15 protein-coding genes are annotated in these 20,474 nt (G+C 41.1%); 10 read left to right on the top strand and 5 right to left on the bottom strand.

Annotated features, from left to right (window positions below; translation table 11 throughout):
* Positions 1-180 precede the first annotated feature (180 nt).
* The 6 genes from G4P69_RS11315 to G4P69_RS11290 all read left to right on the top strand — a co-directional run bounded on the left by G4P69_RS11315 (position 181) and on the right by G4P69_RS11290 (position 8,130).
* Positions 181-1,368 carry a glycosyltransferase gene (locus G4P69_RS11315; RefSeq protein WP_208343269.1) on the top strand — a complete coding sequence of 396 codons (1,188 nt, stop codon included), beginning with the start codon at positions 181-183 and terminating at the stop codon, positions 1,366-1,368.
* A gap of 272 nt (positions 1,369-1,640) precedes the next feature.
* Entirely contained in the window at positions 1,641-1,841 is a 201-nt protein-coding gene (locus G4P69_RS11310) for an antitoxin (RefSeq protein ID WP_208343271.1), read from the top strand.
* A gap of 23 nt (positions 1,842-1,864) precedes the next feature.
* On the top strand, positions 1,865-3,406 hold the full coding sequence (locus G4P69_RS11305) for a VMAP-C domain-containing protein (RefSeq protein WP_208343274.1): 1,542 nt from the start codon (positions 1,865-1,867) through the stop codon (positions 3,404-3,406).
* Positions 3,407-3,423: 17 nt separating this feature from the next.
* Positions 3,424-4,482, top strand: a complete 1,059-nt coding sequence (locus G4P69_RS11300) for an AAA family ATPase (RefSeq protein ID WP_208343276.1) — start codon at positions 3,424-3,426, stop codon at positions 4,480-4,482.
* A complete protein-coding gene (locus tag G4P69_RS39130) occupies positions 4,482-7,091 on the top strand; it encodes a formylglycine-generating enzyme family protein (protein ID WP_243902495.1) in 2,610 nt (869 codons plus the stop codon). Before G4P69_RS11300 ends, G4P69_RS39130 begins: the two co-directional genes overlap by 1 nt.
* 157 nt (positions 7,092-7,248) lie before the next feature.
* The gene (locus G4P69_RS11290) at positions 7,249-8,130 is read left to right on the top strand and encodes a formylglycine-generating enzyme family protein (RefSeq protein ID WP_208343278.1); all 882 of its coding nucleotides are present in this window, start codon (positions 7,249-7,251) and stop codon (positions 8,128-8,130) included.
* Positions 8,131-8,734: 604 nt separating this feature from the next.
* Here the strand turns inward: G4P69_RS11290 and G4P69_RS11285 are convergent.
* A complete protein-coding gene (locus G4P69_RS11285) occupies positions 8,735-9,919 on the bottom strand; it encodes a DUF3466 family protein (RefSeq protein ID WP_208349820.1) in 1,185 nt (394 codons plus the stop codon).
* 831 nt (positions 9,920-10,750) lie between these two features.
* Here G4P69_RS11285 and G4P69_RS11280 point away from each other — a divergent pair.
* The gene (locus G4P69_RS11280) at positions 10,751-10,894 is read left to right on the top strand and encodes a hypothetical protein (protein WP_208349817.1); all 144 of its coding nucleotides are present in this window, start codon (positions 10,751-10,753) and stop codon (positions 10,892-10,894) included.
* Between the two features lie 4 nt (positions 10,895-10,898).
* Here G4P69_RS11280 and G4P69_RS11275 read toward each other — a convergent pair whose 3' ends face one another.
* Positions 10,899-12,014 carry a PepSY-associated TM helix domain-containing protein gene (locus G4P69_RS11275; protein ID WP_208343282.1) on the bottom strand — a complete coding sequence of 372 codons (1,116 nt, stop codon included), beginning with the start codon at positions 12,012-12,014 and terminating at the stop codon, positions 10,899-10,901.
* Positions 12,015-13,092: 1,078 nt separating this feature from the next.
* Entirely contained in the window at positions 13,093-13,227 is a 135-nt protein-coding gene (locus G4P69_RS39915) for a hypothetical protein (protein WP_279605250.1), read from the bottom strand.
* Positions 13,228-13,446: 219 nt separating this feature from the next.
* Here G4P69_RS39915 and G4P69_RS11270 point away from each other — a divergent pair, with 219 nt between their 5' ends.
* Positions 13,447-13,905, top strand: coding sequence for a cupin domain-containing protein (locus G4P69_RS11270; RefSeq protein ID WP_208343284.1), 459 nt, complete (start codon positions 13,447-13,449; stop codon positions 13,903-13,905).
* 284 nt (positions 13,906-14,189) lie between these two features.
* Here G4P69_RS11270 and G4P69_RS11265 read toward each other — a convergent pair whose 3' ends face one another.
* Both G4P69_RS11265 and G4P69_RS11260 read right to left on the bottom strand, forming a co-directional pair.
* Positions 14,190-15,434, bottom strand: a complete 1,245-nt coding sequence (locus G4P69_RS11265; protein ID WP_208343286.1) for a TIGR03118 family protein — start codon at positions 15,432-15,434, stop codon at positions 14,190-14,192.
* A gap of 224 nt (positions 15,435-15,658) precedes the next feature.
* Positions 15,659-16,366, bottom strand: coding sequence for a 5'-methylthioadenosine/S-adenosylhomocysteine nucleosidase family protein (locus tag G4P69_RS11260; protein ID WP_208343288.1), 708 nt, complete (start codon positions 16,364-16,366; stop codon positions 15,659-15,661).
* A 447-nt stretch (positions 16,367-16,813) separates the two neighbouring features.
* On the opposite strand from G4P69_RS11260, the gene G4P69_RS11255 reads away from it, so the two are divergent.
* A complete protein-coding gene (locus tag G4P69_RS11255; protein WP_208349872.1) occupies positions 16,814-19,447 on the top strand; it encodes an efflux RND transporter permease subunit in 2,634 nt (877 codons plus the stop codon).
* On the top strand, positions 19,444-20,460 hold the full coding sequence (gene hpnA, locus G4P69_RS11250) for a hopanoid-associated sugar epimerase (protein ID WP_208344884.1): 1,017 nt from the start codon (positions 19,444-19,446) through the stop codon (positions 20,458-20,460). The genes G4P69_RS11255 and hpnA overlap by 4 nt, the downstream gene beginning before the upstream one ends.
* Positions 20,461-20,474: the final 14 nt, after the last annotated feature.

The raw sequence follows: 20,474 nt of genomic DNA, 5'->3' as shown, positions 1-20,474 counted from the left end.
TACACAAAAGATGGTCGAAAATTAGAAGTATTTTGTTTCCAACGTTAGAATACCTAACGTTGATTAAATATAGCGGTGTCTTCTTCCACCTTTAGAAATCAAGTCCGGGAACCTTTAGCACATAAGAGTTTACATTATCGATATACAACTAACTGTCACAAACTGTGTAAACCAAAACACATGAAAATCTTTCTCCCCTGCTCCCCTGCTCCTCTGCTTCTCTGCTCCCTATCCTTAGTAATTTGGATAGTCTTACTAACTTTGTGGGGACAGTTTTGGCGAACCGATCCGCAACTAGAAACAACAGAGACAGAACTAAAAGATTTACCTACGGTTTGTGCGGTGATTCCTGCTCGCAATGAAGCTGATATGATACCAATGACTTTGCGATCGCTCCTCACCCAAGACTATCCGGGCAACTTTACAGTATGTTTGGTAGATGATCACAGTACAGATGGCACCGCTCAGGTTGCCAAAGAGACGGCTCAAGCCTTAGCATTAGAGCAAAAACTGCATATTGTGAATGCTGAACCACTACCACCTGGTTGGTCAGGTAAACTCTGGGCAATTGAACAAGGCATTAGATCGGTAGAGAAATCGCAAAAACCAGAATATTTTTTGCTAGCCGATGCAGATATTAAGCATGATGTTGCTAACCTCCGGCGATTAATTGCTAAAGCCATTGAACAAGATTTAGATCTTGTTTCTGTTATGGTGAGGCTTAGGTGTGAAAGTTTTTGGGAACAACTGTTGATTCCAGCCTTCGTCTTCTTCTTTCAAAAACTCTACCCCTTTCACTGGGTAAATGATCCAAGTAAAGCAACAGCGGCTGCTGCTGGAGGTTGTATTCTAATTCGTAGAGAAGCTTTAGCTAGAATTGGTGGTATTCAAGTTGTTCGCCAAGCATTAATTGATGACTGCTCCTTAGCTAATAGTGTTAAATCAACAGGAGGGCGTATTTGGCTAGGACTCAGTAACTTAACTCAAAGCTTGCGTCCCTATCCAACACTCGACACAATTTGGAGCATGGTAGCTCGTACTGCTTTTACTCAACTGAACTATTCTCCATTGCTGCTACTGGGAACATTAATTGGGATGACATTGGTTTATATCGTTCCACCTGTAGGGACAATTATAGGTAGCTTAACAGGGAATTGGCCAGTTGCAGCTATCGGGTTATTAACCTGGTTATTGATGACATTTGCTTACTTCCCCATTATCCGCTTTTATAAATGTTCTCCTTGGTTCGCCTGCAGTTTGCCAGTTATTGCATTTCTGTATACCTTGATGACTTTAGATTCGGCGTTACGTCATTGGCGAGGGCGCGGTGGTGCTTGGAAAGGACGGGTTTATTCGGGAGGGGTATAGCTGTCAAGCTGTTAAGCTGTTGCATATGTAGTTGGTGTATGGAACGCGGGCAAGATGCCCGCACTACAATAATTTTTTGTTCTCGTATTATACAATAATACATAGCAATCAGGCTTATACGATCTTTATATGAAGACGTATAGAAGAAACTCACCGCCTTCTTTCCTCCCCTTGGAAAGGGGAGGTTAGGAGGGGTAACAATAATGTGCAGCTTCACACAAAATTGGTATTAAGGACTAAAAACGATAGTAAACATTACCCTGGATAAAGCTATGAAAAAAGAATATGATTTTGCCCCCATGAAAAGCCGCCCGAATCCCTTTGTAAAACAATTGACGCAACAAGTAACTTTACCCTTAGGGATTAACGTAATTAAATATTTTGAGTCAATAGCTCAAACAAAAGGAATGTCTTACGAAGAATTAATAAATTTATATCTTCAAGATTGTGTTGCAAGTGAACGCAAAGTATAGATGCCTTTTGATTACTAAATCTCATGTATTTAAGTGGACAAGAAAAAAAGCAATTTAGAAAAGCATTGATAGATGCATTTCCTAAAAAATCATCATTAAAAATGATGCTATCAGATGAATTAGATCTGAATATGGATAGTATTGTATCCGGCGATAGTTATGAAGATTTAGTATTTAATCTTATTAATTGGGCAGAGGCGCAAAATAAGTTAGAAGCTCTATTAATAGGTTCTTTGAGAAACAACCCTGGCAATAATGAGCTAATTAATTTTTTGGAGATCAATTTTGAAAAAATATTATACTGCGATGATCCTCCTATTAAACTAGATTTATGTTACGAATTAATCTCTATCGTAGAAAACATCGAAGATTTAGGTTTAATAACCTCGTGTATGTTTCAAGCTCTCCCATACGGAGTAAAAGACAATAATTCAGAAGAGATTAAAGATTTAGAAAATCCTAAAACAAATTTAGTTCTTAAACTATTTTTTATCTCAAAGCTACTAATTATTTGTTATCCATACACAAATAACTGCCCATCAGTTTTGATATTCGCTGAGAAATTATCCCGTGAAATTAGTAATTATCAGATTTGCAAAGATTTGATTAGCTGGATTAATAAAGTTAAAGAAGTACATAAAATTAGCCTGCCAAAGACTAGCCATGGTCTTACTAAAAATAGTAGGCTCGAGGGTTACTTGATAATTACAGTTGCCCCAACTAATGAGTTAAGTAAATTTCATTTAAATGCTTATCTTGAATTACCAGAAATTCCTATAATTACCCTGGATTTACCTGATGAACAATCTCAAAAAGGAGTTATAGTTTCCTTAAAGAAGACAGCGAATCAACAAGCTCCGCAGGCAATTTTTGATTTTATCGGAATAGCTGAAAAAACACTGACTCTCAAACAAAAGGAATTAGGATATAAAACTCATACCTTAACAATAGAGTTTTTTCTACCTTTAGAATCTTTGCATGAAGATATAGAAAATTTTAAAATACTGAAGTTACAAGATTGGATAACTATAGGTGAAACTTATAAATTAGTAGTTCGCTCCTATGACCGTCTGAGTGATGTTGAACTATGGAATCGATTAGAAGAATGTTGGCAAAGAATTAAAATGCTGCTTGAAGAAAGCAGCAATCATCAGGACATTCACTTTGAATGCTGGGAAAAAATAAAATACCGTAATTCTAAAGAAATAGCTTTTCAACTTAAAAACAAAGTAGGCTTAAAATTAAGTGATTCGTTACCAGCATCTAAAAAATTACGAGAAGATTTATTTAGGGGAATAGTACTAGGAGGAATTCCTGTTGCCATCTGGACAAGGTGCAGCGAAATTACTGGAGTTCAAATTATGGATGAGTTAAATTGTCTTTTGAAATTAAACTCTTTAGGTTATCCGCAGTCGCTTATGGAAGGAATTAAGCAAAAGCGTGAGGAGGCAAATTGTAAAGATTCTCCTGAGCAATTTTTAGGATATCATTTAGGAATTATGTATGAATCAGATCGTTGGGGAGGAGAAATTCCTTTACCAGAAGCTATTCCTTTAAGCGAGTGAAGTGGGTGAGGGATGAAATGAGTGATTGGAAAATTTTTCACGGAAACCAAGATCCACATGATGATATTCAACGATTACTAGAAATTGAAGCTCCTGGTTGGCGCAAATTCTCTGGTGTCTCTAAGCAGAACCAACCAATTTACGAAGGAGAATACTGGGAGGAGTTACAGAAAATCGCTCAAGGGAAAGTACAGGATATTGAAAGAGGAAAAAACTTTAAAATCCGTCAGAATCAAAGTGAAGTTGTGGATGCGGTAAATGCTGCGCTTTACTTACGTAGACCATTATTGGTGACTGGTAAACCAGGATCAGGAAAAACTACTCTAGCTTACGCGATCGCCTATGAACTTAAACTAGGTTCCGTTTTACTTTGGCCGATTACAACTCGCTCTAACCTACAAGAGGGATTATATCAATATGACGCGATCGCTCGCTTACAAGATGCCCAACTCAGCCAAACTGATCCACAAAATCTTAGCTATCGTGATATTGGGCAGTATATCCAACTTGGCCCGCTAGGAACAGCCTTTTTACCTTGTCAATTTCCACGGGTATTATTAATAGACGAAATCGACAAAAGCGATATCAATCTCCCAAATGATTTACTTAACCTATTGGAAGAGGGTAAATATCCAATTCGCGAACTTGAACGCCTAGCCAAACAGCGCAATCAAGAGCAACAAAATAACAAGGTGCAAATTGTGCAGTCTTATGATGGCTTAGAAGTAAAGATATATGAGGGAAAAGTTCAATGTCAAGCCTTTCCCTTAATTATTATGACCAGTAATGGAGAGCGCGACTTCCCCCCTGCATTTTTGCGGCGTTGTGTACAAGTACAAATGCCAGAACCAACACAAGAAGATTTACAAGAGATTGTTGAATCACATTTAGGTTTAGAAGCTGTTGAGCAGTTTAAAGCCATCATCGCAGAATTTGCAGACAAGAATGAGACCGAAGAAGGAAATTTAGCAACAGACCAACTTTTGAATACTATTTATCTGCTAACCCAAAGCGCTGATAAAAAACGCATAACAGAACTGCTATTTAATTCTTTAGAGCGCGGAGTAGGTGGTTAATGATCGAATCATTAATTACTACATTAAAAGAAGAATTCAATCTCACAGCAGATGAGATTTTAGATATTTTTTGGCTGACATTAATTAGACAACAATCTACTGGTGGAATACCATCTTCTTCTAAATCGCTCGAACCTTCAAAACCACAAATTATCGATGATAATGAAAAGTCGGAGAATGTCACAGTCACAACACAGCAGCTAAATAATCAGTCTATACCGTCTCCGCCCATTCCACAAGCAGGGTTGTTTAATAAAGAACCTCAATCTACTTCCCAAACTGGGAATGAGTTAAAAACTTTCCCTTTCAAAGTGCCAAACCCGCCTTCTATTCGGAATGCTCTTGAACTCGCGCGTTCCCTTCGTCCTTTGATTCAAAGAGTTCCATCGAAATACGACGCTACGCTAGATGAAAATAAAACTGCGCAAAAAATTGCAGAAGAACGAGTTTGGCAAGCTGTAACTCAACCTGTTTTAGAGCCTTGGTTAGATTTAGCATTGGTGGTAGACGAAAGCACCTCTATGTTAATGTGGCAACCAACAGTTTTAGAACTACAAAAACTACTGAGGAACTATGGCGCATTTCGGGATGTGCGGATTTGGGGATTATTGACTAACGAAGACGGTAAAGTAGGAATTCGTCCTGGTTTTGGGATGACGGTAACAAAGCAATTGCGATCGCCTCAAGAATTAATTGATCCTAGCGGTAGGCGATTGATACTCTTGATTACAGATTGTGTTGGTTCTATTTGGCAAACAAAAAAAGTATTACCAACTCTTAAGCTTTGGGCAGATGAGAACCCAATGGCGATTTTACAAATGCTACCAGAGTGGTTATGGGTAAGAACTGCCTTAAAACAAGCTGCAATGGCACACTTTTATGCAGCATCACCTGGGGTATCTAATCGCGAACTGTCGTCAATTCGTCGCGTAGCAATAGAAGATACAGAAGCAAATACTCAAAAGAACGAGGTGAAAGTACCTGTTTTTTGTTTAAAACCAGCAATGATTTTCACTTGGAGCCAAATGGTAGCTGGTAGAGGAAATGTTATTGTACCAGGGTATATTTTCCGGCTAGATCATCGCCCCATAATACCACCAAGATCAGTCGAGTCAGTAACTCAGTATACACCAGAGCAACAGTTACAGCGATTTCGGGTTGCATCTTCTCCTATGGCTAGACGATTGGCTTCATTACTAGCAGCCTCCCCAACTATTAGCTTACCTGTCATTCGGTTAATTCAAGAAACTCTGTTACCTAAATCTATGCAAGTGAATGTAGCAGAAGTTTTGCTGGGAGGGATTTTAAAGCCTAAGGAAGCGCCCAAAATTGGACAAAAACCTGATGAAGTAGAGTATCGTTTTGTTGATCCAAAAATCCGTTCTTTGTTGTTAGAATCAGCCCCAGTTCCCGAAACTGTCAGCGTTTTATCTAACTATATTGAAAAGAAATTTCAAAAATCCCTAGAAGAATTTATCGCTATCCTGAAAATTTGGACTCAAAGTGAGGATGAAGCAAAAGTTGAGTATAGCCGTCCCTTTGCAATTGTAACGGCGGAAGTACTCAAGCGCAAAGGCGGGCGTTATTCTGAATTTGTCCAGGAAATAGAGCGCAAGTTTGGGACTCTAGAACTGGATGCAGCAAAAGAATTTAGTGATTTTGAATTTACAGTTGCTACCATCATTTTTGAACCTGATGAAATAGAATCGCAAAACTTTGAATTTGAAGTAGCCACCATTGAACTGAAACACTCAGGCTTGTTGAGACGAAAAAAAGAATTGGCGATCAACAAGCGGACTCAGCAATCTCAGTATTTTATTGAAGATTTAGGGAATGGTGTTTTACTAGAAATGGTTGCTATTCCTGAAGGCAGTTTTATTATGGGTTCACCAATAAATGAACTTGAGAGAAGTGAGACTGAAAGCCCTCAACATGAAGTTACAATTAAATCTTTCTTCTTGAGCAAATACCCAGTCACTCAAGCACAATGGCAAGCAGTAGCGTCTCTTCCGGAAGTTAACCGAAAACTAGAACTAAACCCGTCCCGTTTTGAAGGAGAAAATCGACCCGTTGAGCGAGTATCTTGGTACGATGCAGTTGAGTTTTGCGAGCGCCTCTCCCAACATATAGGCCAAACCTATCGCCTACCCAGTGAAGCCGAATGGGAATATGCTTGTCGGGCTGGAACTACTACCCCATTTCATTTTGGTGAAACAATCACATCAGAATTAGCAAACTATAATGCTAACTACATTTACGATACTGGTGTGGAAGGAACATATCGAAAAGAAACTACAGTTGTGGGAGGCTTTGGCGTAGCTAATGCATTTGGGTTATACGATATGCATGGGAATGTGTGGGAATGGTGTCTTGATGATTGGCACGATGACTATAATGGAGCGCCAACAGATGGTAGCCCTTGGTTTGATGATAATAATAACCTTTATGAAAAACGAAGAACAGCCGTACTGCGGGGCGGTTCCTGGAGCTTCAATCCTAAATACTGCCGTTCCGCGTTCCGCAACGTCAGTGATAGGGTGGAGCGCGACTTCATCGTCAGCAATATTGGTTTTCGTGTAGCCTGCGGGGTCGTGAAGATTCTTCTGTAGCCCTTTATACTTTAGATCTTTCCTACTTTGCCTTTGTTTTTTTATACTTATTTAGTGTAGCGAAGCGATCTAAATTTTTTTTCAAATCTAAGCTTGGAAAGTCCCCGAATTGACAACCAACCAATCAAGAAAGTAACGCAAACGCAAGTCGTAATAGATGCCAAAAATAGTTATAACCCAGATACAAAAAACAGCCAAACACTATTTAGAAGACTTGGGTAATGGAATCAAACTAGAAATGGTGCTGATCAATGGTGGTACCTTCGTTATGGGTGCATCTGAAACGGAAGAAGGTAGCACCGATGATGAACGCCCTCAACACCAAGTAATCATTAGCCCCTTCTGTATGGGGAAATATCCCGTAACCCAAGCGCAATGGAAAGCTGTAGCAGCATTACCCAAAGTTAACCGTGACTTAAAAGCAGATCCTTCTTACTTCAAAGGTGATAACCTTCCTGTTGAACAAGTTTCTTGGCACGACGCAGTTGAGTTTTGCGATCGCGTTACGCGGCTTGTAAACGAGCATCGCTTGTCCTCCTATGCTAAAACACAATACCGGCTACCCAGCGAAGCTGAGTGGGAATATTCTTGTCGGGCTGGAACTAACACCCCATTTCACTTTGGCGAAACAATCACAACTGATTTAGCAAATTACCGAGGTACAGATAACGAAGAATATAAATGGTCAGGTTCTTATGGTCGAGGAGCCAAAGGTATCTATCGAGAAGAAACTACAGTTGTAGGAAGCTTTGGCGTAGCTAATGCCTTTGGGTTATACGATATGCATGGGAATGTGTGGGAATGGTGCCTTGATGATTGGCACGATAACTATAATAGAGCGCCAACAGACGGTAGCCCCTGGTTTTATAATAATGATCTTTATCAAAGACAAGGAAGAGCTGTACTGCGGGGTGGTTCCTGGATCAACGTTCCTGAAAACTGCCGTTCTGCGTCTCGTATCAATAACGTTCGGGCGACACTCAACGACCTCTACGCTTTTGGTTTTCGTGTAGCCTGCAGAGTTGGGAAAATTATTTAGTATCTCTTTATACTTTATCTGTTTCGTACCTTACTCTTTTTCTTTTTTACCTTTTGTCTGATAGTATCGACTCGAATTTTTTGGCGAAAATATTAAGATTTTTTAAGTGAAATGAAAGAACTACTCTGCCATCGAAAAGACTTATGATTGATTTAAATTGTGTGAGTAAACCGACAAATGAATGCCGTTTACGCAATCGCCCTTCGGTTCCAATACTGCTCGTTTGACGAGAATTGTAGGTTGGGTAGAGCGGTAGCGAAACCCAACAAACCCCTATAAATGTTGGGTTTCGTTCCTCAACCCAACCTACATTAAATTTAAGTTTTTAGCTTATCTGTGACAGTCGACCGAAAAATGAATGCGATCTGCACTTCGCGATCGCCTTCGGCTCTGTAGCTTTGTATCAACTCATTCTGATAGATGCCTGCGATATTGGTATAACAGCAGGCATGACAAAGTACTTAACTATGTTGCGCGAACAAATTAAGGTTAAGTTTTGGAGTTTCCAGCTATATCCCCACTAATGCAGGTATTTCCTATCAACTTCAAAACTCGAAAACAACACTCAGGGTCAAGAATCTCTTCAATGGGAAATATATTGAGACTACCGTGTTCGGTATTTGCGGTTGTTCAATGTTCCTGTTCCATCAGATACAGGTTGCAAAAGAAAAGCTCGTGTTTGCTTTTGTCCAAGCTCATTAGTGTATGAGCCATAACCGACAATTTCTCCACGATCATTAATTCCTGTCGCCTGCGTCAGTTCCCAACCAGAACCTCCAACTATGAGATTGTTGAGGTCGGACATCTGACCATTTTCCCAAATAAAAGCATGAGGAACTTCTTGACCTGTGGTTGGATTGGGTTGCGTGTTTGAAAAACCAACTATCTGAGTTAGATTGTTGATACTTAGAGCGTTACCAGTGCTACCACCAAGGCTCCCCAAGTCAGTCTCTTTACCGTTTTCCCAGAGAAAGGGGACTGATTTATTGGCTTCAGGGAGATACTGACCAACCACCTGGCTAGCATTATTGATGTTCAAAGCAAAGCTTTGCTGTCCACCAAATGTCCCCAAATTTTGCAGGATGAATTTTCCATTTTGGTCTTTTCGCCAGAGAACCGCCGTTACTGTCGTTTGACCAGAACCAGTTGCAACATTACCAACCAATTCACTTTTGTCATTGATGGCTCTCGCAGCGCCAATAATACCTCCCAATGTTGGTAATTCCTGAGTGACACCGTTTGCCCAGTAAAAAGCACGGGATGGTCTAGGAACAGGAAAACCTGGAACACTAGGGACGCCTGGAACTGTTCGAGCATCTACGTACTCACCAGCCACTTGGTTCTTGTTATTGATGTCACGGAAATATTTTTCCAAGATATTTGGCTCGCCGTAATATGCTCCGCTGTAACCTCTAGAAGCATTTTTTGACCAGATAAAACCCTGCTCTTGATCTGCTCCGATAACAGTGTCTACAGTACCTGCTATGGCACCTCTGTCATTGATGGATCTCCCGACAGCATCAACATAATTGAGTTCGGGTAATTGTGTGATCTTTCCGCTATCCCAGACAAAACCTCTTATAGCTTTGTCTGATCCCACTTCTCTGCAAACAATCTGACCATAGTTGTTGATTGCGTTGGCGCGAATGTCGGTGCTATCAGAATTGAGGCTACCAAGGTCAGTAATAACATAGGCAGACTCAGCTAGGGCTGGGCTAGAAGTAGCTATTCCGGCAATAGTTAGAGCTGCCATAGCAAAACCAATTTTACGAAGATTCAATTTAAGCATGTTCTTGCAAGTATTGATGTTGATTGAGATTAGTTTTCTTTGTGTGAGGATTGGAAGCAGTAAGGAGCATTGTTTCCGCGACGAAAGGCGAACAAGGAGGATAAGGAGAACAAGGAAGGAGCAGCTTTAAAGCTTTGTCGCTAGAGTATTTGAGCGCCTTAATAGGAATATGAGTCGCAGCAAATAAATATTAATTGCTAGTTATACTCAATAAGTTAAAACAATACTACCAGACTTATTGCACTAAATTATCAATTTAACTCGATAATTTTGATCCAGCTTTTACCAACAGCACCACGATATTAGATAGCCAAGGATGATTGCAGAATCTGGATTCAGGCAATGAAGTGTACGTTCTCAAGATTTGAGCCGCACAAACCACCAAAGTACATTGCTTTAGCTAAGAGAATATATGTCCCAACTGTAGTAGAACCACGAGAATAGCAAAGATTGTCGTCTTTTAGGCTCTGCCCAATCTTAGCCTAATAGCATTTCACGAAAAGCTTGATACAAATAAGGTATGTAGGGGCGAATGGCATACTCTGCGAGAAGCCGGAGGCTACGCCCTCACAAATGTTTAATGTGTATCAACATTTAACTGAATTGGTATAAGAAGGGAGAGTACCTCCATAAAGGAGAGTTTGACGAATTCTTGCTGCACTGACAATGGGCTTGTATGAAGTTAATGTCATTCTACTTTTTGACCTAGTTAGGAATATTGTTCAATTACTCTAGAAAAGAAGTTTACACTAAAATCTCAGTTAATGAAAGTCTTTTTCATTAAAAAATCTATGAGATAGTAAGTACTCTCTAGAGACCGCAACTATCTAGGTGATTTCCAAGAAAGAAAATACCTGGGAAATGCGAGTTTCGGCTTCGCTCAACTCGCGATCTCTCAGTTGGTTGAGCGAAGCCGAAACCAACGGCGGTGGTATATTTATTTCCGTAAATCACCCTAGCACTCAATCTCAATAAATCCTCAACCCCAATGAGTGGCATTTTTCCCTTTCTTGCGATACCACCACATCCGAAAGCCTGTGACGAAAAGAAACAAAGGCGCAAATCCAACAAAAATGTAGAGAATACGAGTGGGTAAGCCCCCAAAAGTGCCCATGTGCAATGGTTTCAATGATTTCCAAAGAAGTTCTGCCCGTGATAACCTTAGACCATTTATCAGTTTCACTACCTCACCAGTATATTGATCAAGGTAGACATAACTTGAACCGAAAGTCCCAGTTTCTCGAGGTAGCTTTTTCCGAACTTTAAACGCTTCTTCTGGTTTATGGGGAAGGTAGATTGTTGTTGTAAGAGCAAATGGCAAGGCAGCATCAGCTTTCTGTAGGAGTGTTGACAATTCTAAAGGGGACTTATTCGCGATGGGGTGAGAAACAGGCTTGGGTTGCTGAGGTGTAAATGTCGCTATGTGGATCATACTGTCGGCAAAACTGCGAAAGTTCCAGCAAAAGCCTGTAAAGCTAGTCAAGGCAAGAAACACGCCACACGCAATGCCAGCGACTTTGTGAATATCAAAGTTCATCCGTTTAGGATGAGCGTTCCATTTGATTTTAAATCCAGTATCGAGCTTGCGCCACCCAGGCCACAAAATAATGCCAGTCACGCATAGGATAAAGAGTACAAGAGCGCCAATTCCGACAATGATGGTTCCAGTATTCCCTGCTAGGAGTGCTTGGTGGAGTTTGGCAGTGATACCAAACAGGGTATTGTCCCAGACGCTTTCTCCGACAATAATTCCTGTGTAAGGATTGATGAGATCTTCTATGCGCTGATTATTTGATGAAAGCAGCGACACTTTATAGAAGGAACCTGGCTCAGAAGGTATATAAAGCCGATCCAACGTCAGATCTTTTTGTGAGATATGAGCTGCTTTTACAGCATTCAAGACAGAATCTGGGGTAACTTGTTGCTCTTGGGGAGCAATATGTCCATATAAGCGATGTTCTAACTGATAGCTAATCTCATTCTGAAAAACTAACAAGCTACCGGTTACACCAACAACGATCATTATCAGTCCTACAGTTAACCCAAAAAAGCGATGCAGGATGAATACGAAATTACGGAAGCTCTTAGAGTTCACGAGCAATGTCACCTTAAGAAATTTGCTAAAAATCCACGAAATTGTTTGTCACACCGTAAAAGGTGCAATAGGAGCTATGAGTGTTTGACCTGATGACACCTCAAAATTTTTGTCATCAAGCACATTTTTGAGATTCAATGCAGCTTTGAAATTACTTCTGTATAGTCAGCACGCAATACTGCACGGGTTTTGGAAAATTGTAGGTTGGGTAGAGCGCATAAGCGTTACCCAACAAATGCCGATAAATGTTGGGTTTCGTTCCTCAACCCAACCTACATTAGATTTAAGTTTTTGGCTTAACCGAGCAGTATTGAACCAGCACGTATCGTCTAGATCATCTTGAGGATGATCTACAAAAAAGACATCAATGCAAAATCCTAGTTGCCGGACAACTCCGACAATTAAGCAGAATAATTCTCATTAAGGCTTGAGAAAGCCTACTATGAGGTAGTGATAAAGCTATTGCCTAACTTGGATTTACGACTTGTGATATCTTGCACTTGGGCTGTCAGCCAGCCAGCGATTTAAATCGCTGGCTGATAGCTAAAGTCCTCTCAACAGGACTGAGAAAGGATTTGAGTCCATTTCAATGGACTTAAGCTATTAGCCCGGAACTTAAGTTCTGGGCGGGATATGGGGCTAATTCAGCTGGGGTGCAAGATGTCAAACTTGTGACATCTGTCGTTTAGATGCCTATTCATATCCGTATTCACCAGAACCAAACTTGTCTTGACTCTGGTCACTTGTACTACTTCCAATACTGCGTAGGTTTTGCCCGAAAATTCGCCCTGAACTAAAGTTCGGGCCCTTTAGCTGGCATGGAGCTAAAAGCTCACTGGGTAATCTTTTAACCCATTAAAATGGGTTTGAGCTTTGAGCCGGGAAATAAATTTCCCGGCTCAAAACCTACGCAGTATTGGTACAACTTCTTGAGAAAGCGCTGTTTATGATGTTGATGACTGCACTATTAACGTTTGAGTATTCTAGGTTGGAATCTGTGTCTTCCTGGGCTGCTAAATCTTTTTAATCGGTTCAACAGCACAGAATTTAGTTTTTAGATGTCTGTGTCGAGTAGAGTCTACGGTGGTGTTGATGGATGGTGTACTTTGACCAACTTCAGTTGAGATACTTTATCATTTTTAGTACCCTCTGTCAGCAACCCTGTGTCCGCACATGCCAACAATGGACCAAAAACAGGCTGTTTTGATTTCATGAGTATTTTGTGATTTTGTTGTCCCGCTCAATATTTAGTTGATAAATACTAGCATTAAGAAATTATTGAAAGATATTTTCATTAAGAAAGCAAGCTTCATAGAAGGCTAGTAAACAAAACTTTACATACTGACATAAGATGCGATCGCCAAACCCTAAACTTGATAATAAGCACTTGATTGGATGTTTCGTCGCAATCGGTCAAAGAAGGAGTTCGACAATGATAATTAATCCTGAAAATGTACCCAGTCGCACGACTACAGTTTATCCAAAAGAATTTCAGCACTTGATACACGGAAGAATCAAAAAAGCTTTAGGAAATGCAGCCGGAATTAAAAACTTCGGTGTTAATTTAGTCACCTTAGCCCCTGGAAGTTGTTCTGCTCTCAGGCATTGGCATACTCGTCAAGATGAATTTATATATATTATTGAGGGCGAAGCTACTCTGATTACAAATATAGGAGAGCAAACTCTTCAAGCAGGAATGATGGCGGGTTTTCCTGCTGGGGAAGAAGACGGACATCATCTAGTAAATAAATCTAGTTCTCCGGTAATTTACTTAGAAGTCGGCGATAGAACTCCTGATGATCAAGTAAACTATCCCGATGATGACTTAGTTGCCAAGGCTACCGCTAATGGCTGGGCGTTAACGCACAAAGATGGAACTCCGTACTCTTGAGACTTACCAAAGTAAAAAGGTCAAAGAGGAAATTCAGTCATATCTTTCCTCTTTAACCGACTGAAGCATGAAGGTCTTTTGTAATGAAGATGCAATACCTGACAAACTGAATCTGCCTTTTAATTATAGTACAAATGTACTGAATTGCTCCAATAATGAAACAAGGCAATTAATTTTAGTTGTACTACTACACCTCAGCAGAAATAAGTAGACCATTTCAAACAGCCAAAAGCCTTGATATATAACACTTTTGACTTTTGACTTTTGACTTTCGCAAAGCGGTACTACCACCTTTTCGATGCCACTCGCAGGCTACCGAACAGACCATCCTGTTCATCGTTAGGACCAGCAGAGAAATAAAGAGCGTTTGAATCCCCTAAGCTCTGACCATTACCAAATAACAGACCCCAGAGTTTGTCTATTTTTACTGGTCTGCCTTTTTCATTGCGCATAAATTCTCGGAACTGGCGGGTTGTGGGGTCAAATGCTGAGATGTGACCATCACCAAAGTTACCAACCAACAGCATACCTGAGAGAGCACCAAAATCATTCGGTGCGAACGCAACACCCCACGGTGCACTTAAGCGGCCACCATCTTTCCATACTGCAACTAGCCTACCATCTTCGGTGAATTCGGCAAGGCGACCCTGTCCTGGTTTGCTGGTGTCTTCTTCACCTGCGAATAACTCCCCTTTGGCACAAGTACCCTTAGCAATTTCCTCTTTGGGACATGCTTGCGTTTTCGCGTAGGTGATAAAGAGGTGGCTTTCTCCTTGGGGTGTGGTCAATGCTTGAATGTTAAATGGCGCGTATTCACCAGGATCAACCTGACCGTTTTTGTTGGTATCAAACGGCTGCTCGAAGTAAATAGGTAAAGGTTTGAACTGACCATCAAAGACTTTGATCCCAGGGTGCGCCCCAAAGTCAGCAGCATAGAGGCGGCTGTAATCTTTGTTGACAGCCAGTCCAAAAAACTGCGCGCCGTCCTTAGATTGATCAATCACTGCTACAGCTTCTAGGGGTCTATCAAACGTACCATCAATCTTTTTGCGTTCTGTCCAGGCAGAGATAATACCACCATCACTAGCAAACAGAAACTTAGCTGGTGCAGTGATCGGTGCGGCGTTTTTTACTTGTTGGGTAATGACAAAGTTGTTCGTGCTGTCGCTGAACACTACGCCAGTGGCAGTGTTATCATCGCCGCCAACGGGTAAGCTAACATAGGTGAGTTGGGGATCAGTGGTCAGCCTGCGCAACGTGGGATCAGAAGAAGCTTGAACATCACCGACATACTCGAAGCTTATATTTTTTCCCCCAACCCAGAAATGTCCACCTGCACCTGCAGGGCGAATGGCAATACCCCAAGCGTTTATTAATTTGGGATCGACTGTTTCGGGTTTGTAGGATGCTTTATTAGCTACAAAGCGGGTTTCTGTGTAACGATTATCCGCTGAGTTACCAGCAGCAGCCGGCATAGCAGTGCTTAGCGCCAGCAAGCTACATAAAAGGGTCTTTGTTAGGCGGTTCATGGGAATTTTTCTGGTTAAAAGTTCACGGTAAACGCACACCAGAACTGAGGATATTAGTACACTAGTACCCTCAAAAAATGCAGAAGCCATTAGCACCGATGATTTAGAATTCGCTGTTGATCCCGCATCAATCGATTAAAATCGAAAGGCGGTCATGCCGGAAATTCTACCTGGGTTTGTGAATTTTTCTTGAATCTTAGATAATTTTACTGTAAAGCGGAAAATTATCTTGAAAATAATAAAGTTGTTACTTGCTCCAAAACTCGTAATCCTCCCAGTGAACCCCGAATTAGTCGAGTAGCAGCTATTGGCTGTCGCAGCATTGCTATGGCTACTGGTAAAGGTTGAAGTGAACCGTCGGGACTCAGCGCTGAGGTAAAGTTAGGAAGATCGTGGTGGCAATCGTCGCTTACCACTCGCAGCATTGTTACTGGAACCCCAGCTTGTTTAAAGAATTCTGAGATAGCAAACCCTTCCATATCGACAACATCAGCCCCCGATCTCTGAAATAAGTCACTTTTTTCTGCTGCTGAGGAAACAACGCGATCGCTCGTCAACGCCTTCACAATCGGAACCTGTTTTTGCAGACGGGAGTTAAGTAACTCTGATAAAGAGTAGTTGCAACGTTGCGACTCATAAGTTCCATTTGCGTCGTACACACAATTCTGATACAAAACAATATCGCCTACTTGGTAGCGGGGATTCAAACCACCACAAAGACCCATGACTAACACGCTAGGCTGTGGATAATTTAAAAACTGTCCACTCTGTTGCCATGTTGCCAGGTATCTAGTTGTAGACTTAATACCAACGGGAATCGGTGTAACCGAAGGTAATCTAGAGCTTGTAGCACGGTTCAATCCGCGACATACAGCCTTGTACTCTACCCCTTTACAAACCAAAATTGTTGAAACCAAATTAAAATCATGCATTCATATCACACATTAGGGAAGAGTTAAGCTAATTTCTAGAAATTACACACTTTATAACAAAAATGTTTTCTTAATTAAGAATTAATTAACATCTCAGCCAGAGTGAAAAATACAAACTTGTGCTATTGGTATTAACCCTTGCAATGGCGAAGCTACGCTGATTACACTGTTTTGTATTAATAATCTCAATCTTTAGCAGGAACACAAGCGCCAAAAATATAATCTATAACTATATGTAAATATAGCTTAAAAGTGTTGTATTAATTGTTCTAAGATAAAAGCAGCACTGAGCGTTACTCGTGTTATTTTTCCGCAATTCTCAGGGAATACTAGACAACTAGTAATTCAACTACTGTGCATCAAGACACCCTCAATAGTATCCCGGATAACCTGCGAAAGCAGCCAATAAATCATACAATTGAAAGTTAGTAATAATTATACCCCATGATGGTAAAGCCTAAGCGCCCTATATCCGTAAGAGAGCGGTTTAATATTTCTAGATTAGCTATTCAATATTCCTGGCTGACGCTCAGTTTTTGGATTGCAGTCGCAGTGGCTGGGGTTTTGGCTTTCAGCTCCCTGAAGTATGCTTTGTTTCCAGATATTACCTTTCCAGTCGTAGTCGTAAACGCTACAGCACCACTGACAACCGCTCTGGATACCGAGACAAAGCTTACGAAACCAATAGAACAGCAGCTTCACTCCATAGAAGGACTTGAGGAAATTAACTCCTCCACGTATCCTGGACAGACTGCTGTTAGTCTGTCTTTTGCTGTAGGGACTAACTTGGAGGAATCAACCCAAAAAGTCAAAAGAGCAATCAAGCTCTTAAAACTGACAAACGGGGCAGCCTTCAAAATTATTCCTTTAAACTTAAATGAATCAGCCGCGATCAGCTATGTGGTAGAAAGCTCCTCACGCAATTTAACTGAACTGACCAAGTTAGTTCAAGACCAAATTCTATCACCAATCAAAAAACTACCAGGAGTACTTAAAGTTGATTTGTTAGGAGATGAAAGCGCATCTAATCAGCAGATAGCATCAAGTCCTACCGTCCCACAAGAGGGAGCGACGTTAATACGATTCAATGGTAGAGACGCTTTAGCTTTTCAAGTTATTAAACGGGGTGATGCTAACACCCTAGATGTAGTTAGTAAAGTTGAACAACAAGTCCAAAAATTGCAGTCTACGCTGCCAGATGTTCGCTTAAGCTTAGCCGCAACTCAAGCAGAGTACATCCGTAAAGCGACTCAATCCACAATAGACGCTCTGATTGAAGCGATCGCTCTGTCAGTAATAGTCATTTTTCCTTTTCTGAGAAACTGGCAAGCTACCTTCATTTCTGCGCTAGCGATCCCGACATCTCTTCTGGGAACCTTCATTGTGATGGCTATCTATGGTTTTAACCTAGAAACAATCACTCTGTTAGCTTTAGCTTTGGTAATTGGGATCATTATTGACGATGCGATCGTTGATGTAGAAAATATTATAAGGCACGTTGAAGACGGAGAAAAGCCTCGACAAGCTGCCCTTACGGCTACCAATGAGATTGGATTAACAGTTACAGCCGCAACGTTTACAGCAGTAGCTGTCTTTCTGCCGATAGGTTTGATGGGTGGGGTAATTGGTCAATTCTTCAAGCCTTTTGGTATCACTGTTTCCGCAGCGATGCTCACTTCTTTGTTGGTTGCTCGTACTTTATCGCCAGTTTTAGCTATCCACTGGATCAGACCTAAATCATCTCGTCATAGTCACAAAGATAAAAAAGAAAATTTAAATCAAGGCTTTAATCTATTTTACCGACACTTACTAAAATGGTCTCTTAGTCATCGCAAGATAGTTGTAGCATTAGCTGTCCTTAGCTTTGTTGCCGGTATAGGGCTGATCCCGCTGATCCCCAAAGGGTTTATTCCTAAATTAGATAGAGGAGAGTTCAACATTGTTTATTCGGCTCCCTTGCCTAATTTTCAACAACAAGAGAATTTACAATCGCAACCCTCAATTAACCCTCTGGAAGATTCTCTTCAAGTCGCCAAGAAGCTAGAGGAAGTCGTCAGAAAGTCACCTGAAGTAGAAACAGTATTTACGATCGTGGGTTCTCGCCAGGGTGAACCGAATAAGGGCAAGCTATATGTGAAGTTGAAAAATGACCGTAAAATCAAGACTTCAGAAGTACAAGACAAGTTACGGTCATCTTTACCTTCTCTTGCTGGGGTAACCACCAGTGTGGAAGATATTCAATTCGTAGATGATTCTGGCGGTCAAAAACCCCTTCAAATTGCTTTAAAAGGAAATGATCTGAACTCTTTGAGCAAAGCAGCAAATGCAATCAAAGCACGTATTACAAAAATGCCTGGATTCGCTGATGTGACAGTTACAGGCGTAGCTAACTCACAAGCAAACGTTGTTGAGATCGACCGTCACAACAATCAACGGGTAGTCTATGTGAGCGCAAACTTAGGAAAAGATATATCCTTGGGTAATGCTACTGATAAATTAGTAGCTGAAGCTAAAGCAGTTTTGCCTCCTGGCGTGTCGTTGGATTTAGGAGGAGACTCTGGTCGCAGTAGCGATGTTTTCAGTAGTTTTGGTACGACCTTGTGTCTATCAGTATTGTGTATTCTTGCTGTATTAATTGGGTTATTTAAAAGTTGGATCGATCCTTTAGTTATTGTGATATCTTTGCCTTTAGCATTGGTAGGGGCAATGCTGTCCCTGCTGGTGACTAAGAGCGACTTTGGGATGATCTCGTTGATCGGTTTTGTGTTTTTACTGGGCTTAAGTAATAAAAATGCAATTTTGCTTGTCGACTATATCAATCAATTGCGCAAATCGGGATTGAATCGTACAGAAGCTATTTTAAAGGCAGCTCCAGTTCGACTGCGACCGATCATGATGACAACCGCCGCTACTATTTTAGGGATGGTGCCCATAGCATTGGGTTTAGGGGCAGGTTCCGAGTTGCGATCGCCTATGGCTGTAGCAATAGCTGGAGGGTTAGTTAGTTCGACTGTCCTCAGCTTGATCGTGGTGCCAGTAATCTACACTATTCTGGATGATTGGTTTCCACGAAAAAAATGAGTACTTCAAAATCGAAAAAAGTTTTTGTCACTGGTGGTACGGGTTTTATCGGTGGTCATATAGTACAGTTATTACTGCAAGAGGGGTACACTGTAAAAGCCTTGGCACGTAAAAGCAGCCGACTAGATAACTTACAGGCTACGCAGATCGAACTCGTACAAGGTGACTTAAATGACTCTGATTTATGGCAACATATGGTAGATTGTCAATACCTGTTTCATGTTGCTGCTCATTATTCCCTTTGGCAGAAAGATCAACAGGTGCTTTATCGTCACAATGTATTAGGGACGCGCAACGTGTTGTTATGTGCTAAGAAAGCAGGCATTGAGCGCACTGTTTACACGAGTTCGGTAGCAGCAATTGGTACGGGTGCATCAGGTATGGTTGTAGATGAAACTTATCAAAGCCCAATAGAGGAACTTGTAGGGCACTATAAGAAGTCTAAGTATTTAGCTGAGCAAGAAGCTTTGCAAGCAGCTCGTGGTGGTCAGGAGGTGGTTGTAGTTAATCCGAGTAGTCCAATTGGTCCAGGTGATATTAAACCTACCCCTACAGGGGATATTATCTTGCGATTTTTGCGACGGAAAATGCCCGCTTATATGGATACAGGACTAAATTTTATTGATGTAAGGGATGTGGCGTGGGGACATTTGCTGGCTTTGCAACATGGAAAGTCCGGCGATCGCTACATCCTAGGTCATAAAAACTGGACTCTAAAAGAATTACTCGATGAACTTGCTCACATAACGGGTTTGAAGGCTCCCCAACGAACTGTACCTAGTTGGTTACCCCTCACCGTCGCGTGGATTGATGAAAAAATCCTCGCGCCAATTGGTAAACTGCCTTCTGTGCCCCTAGATGGCGTCCGCATGGCTGAGCACCCAATGTATTATGATGCATCAAAAGCGGTAAGAGAGTTGGGTCTACCCCAATCCTCTTTGAAAACAGCACTTCGAGATGCTGTAGATTGGTTTGTGTCTCACGGGTATGTAAAGGAAGTTGTTAGCAATTAGTGATTGATGGAGAA

Source organism: Aetokthonos hydrillicola CCALA 1050, from assembly GCF_017591665.1.
In the GTDB taxonomy this organism is placed as follows: domain Bacteria; phylum Cyanobacteriota; class Cyanobacteriia; order Cyanobacteriales; family Nostocaceae; genus Aetokthonos; species Aetokthonos hydrillicola.
This window is presented reverse-complemented; position numbering and strand designations above follow the sequence as displayed.

Bases quoted from the DNA above. Each gene is read 5' to 3' on its own strand.
- G4P69_RS11315 (WP_208343269.1), top strand. From the start codon at position 181: ATGAAAATCTTTCTCCCCTGCTCCCCTGCTCCTCTGCTTCTCTGCTCC.
- G4P69_RS11305 (WP_208343274.1), top strand. From the start codon at position 1,865: ATGTATTTAAGTGGACAAGAAAAAAAGCAATTTAGAAAAGCATTGATA.
- G4P69_RS11255 (WP_208349872.1), top strand. From the start codon at position 16,814: ATGGTAAAGCCTAAGCGCCCTATATCCGTAAGAGAGCGGTTTAATATT.
- G4P69_RS11270 (WP_208343284.1), top strand. From the start codon at position 13,447: ATGATAATTAATCCTGAAAATGTACCCAGTCGCACGACTACAGTTTAT.
- G4P69_RS11265 (WP_208343286.1), bottom strand. From the start codon at position 15,434: ATGAACCGCCTAACAAAGACCCTTTTATGTAGCTTGCTGGCGCTAAGC.
- G4P69_RS11260 (WP_208343288.1), bottom strand. From the start codon at position 16,366: ATGCATGATTTTAATTTGGTTTCAACAATTTTGGTTTGTAAAGGGGTA.
- G4P69_RS11310 (WP_208343271.1), top strand. From the start codon at position 1,641: ATGAAAAAAGAATATGATTTTGCCCCCATGAAAAGCCGCCCGAATCCC.
- G4P69_RS39130 (WP_243902495.1), top strand. From the start codon at position 4,482: ATGATCGAATCATTAATTACTACATTAAAAGAAGAATTCAATCTCACA.
- hpnA (WP_208344884.1), top strand. From the start codon at position 19,444: ATGAGTACTTCAAAATCGAAAAAAGTTTTTGTCACTGGTGGTACGGGT.
- G4P69_RS11285 (WP_208349820.1), bottom strand. From the start codon at position 9,919: ATGCTTAAATTGAATCTTCGTAAAATTGGTTTTGCTATGGCAGCTCTA.
- G4P69_RS11300 (WP_208343276.1), top strand. From the start codon at position 3,424: ATGAGTGATTGGAAAATTTTTCACGGAAACCAAGATCCACATGATGAT.
- G4P69_RS11290 (WP_208343278.1), top strand. From the start codon at position 7,249: ATGCCAAAAATAGTTATAACCCAGATACAAAAAACAGCCAAACACTAT.
- G4P69_RS39915 (WP_279605250.1), bottom strand. From the start codon at position 13,227: ATGAAATCAAAACAGCCTGTTTTTGGTCCATTGTTGGCATGTGCGGAC.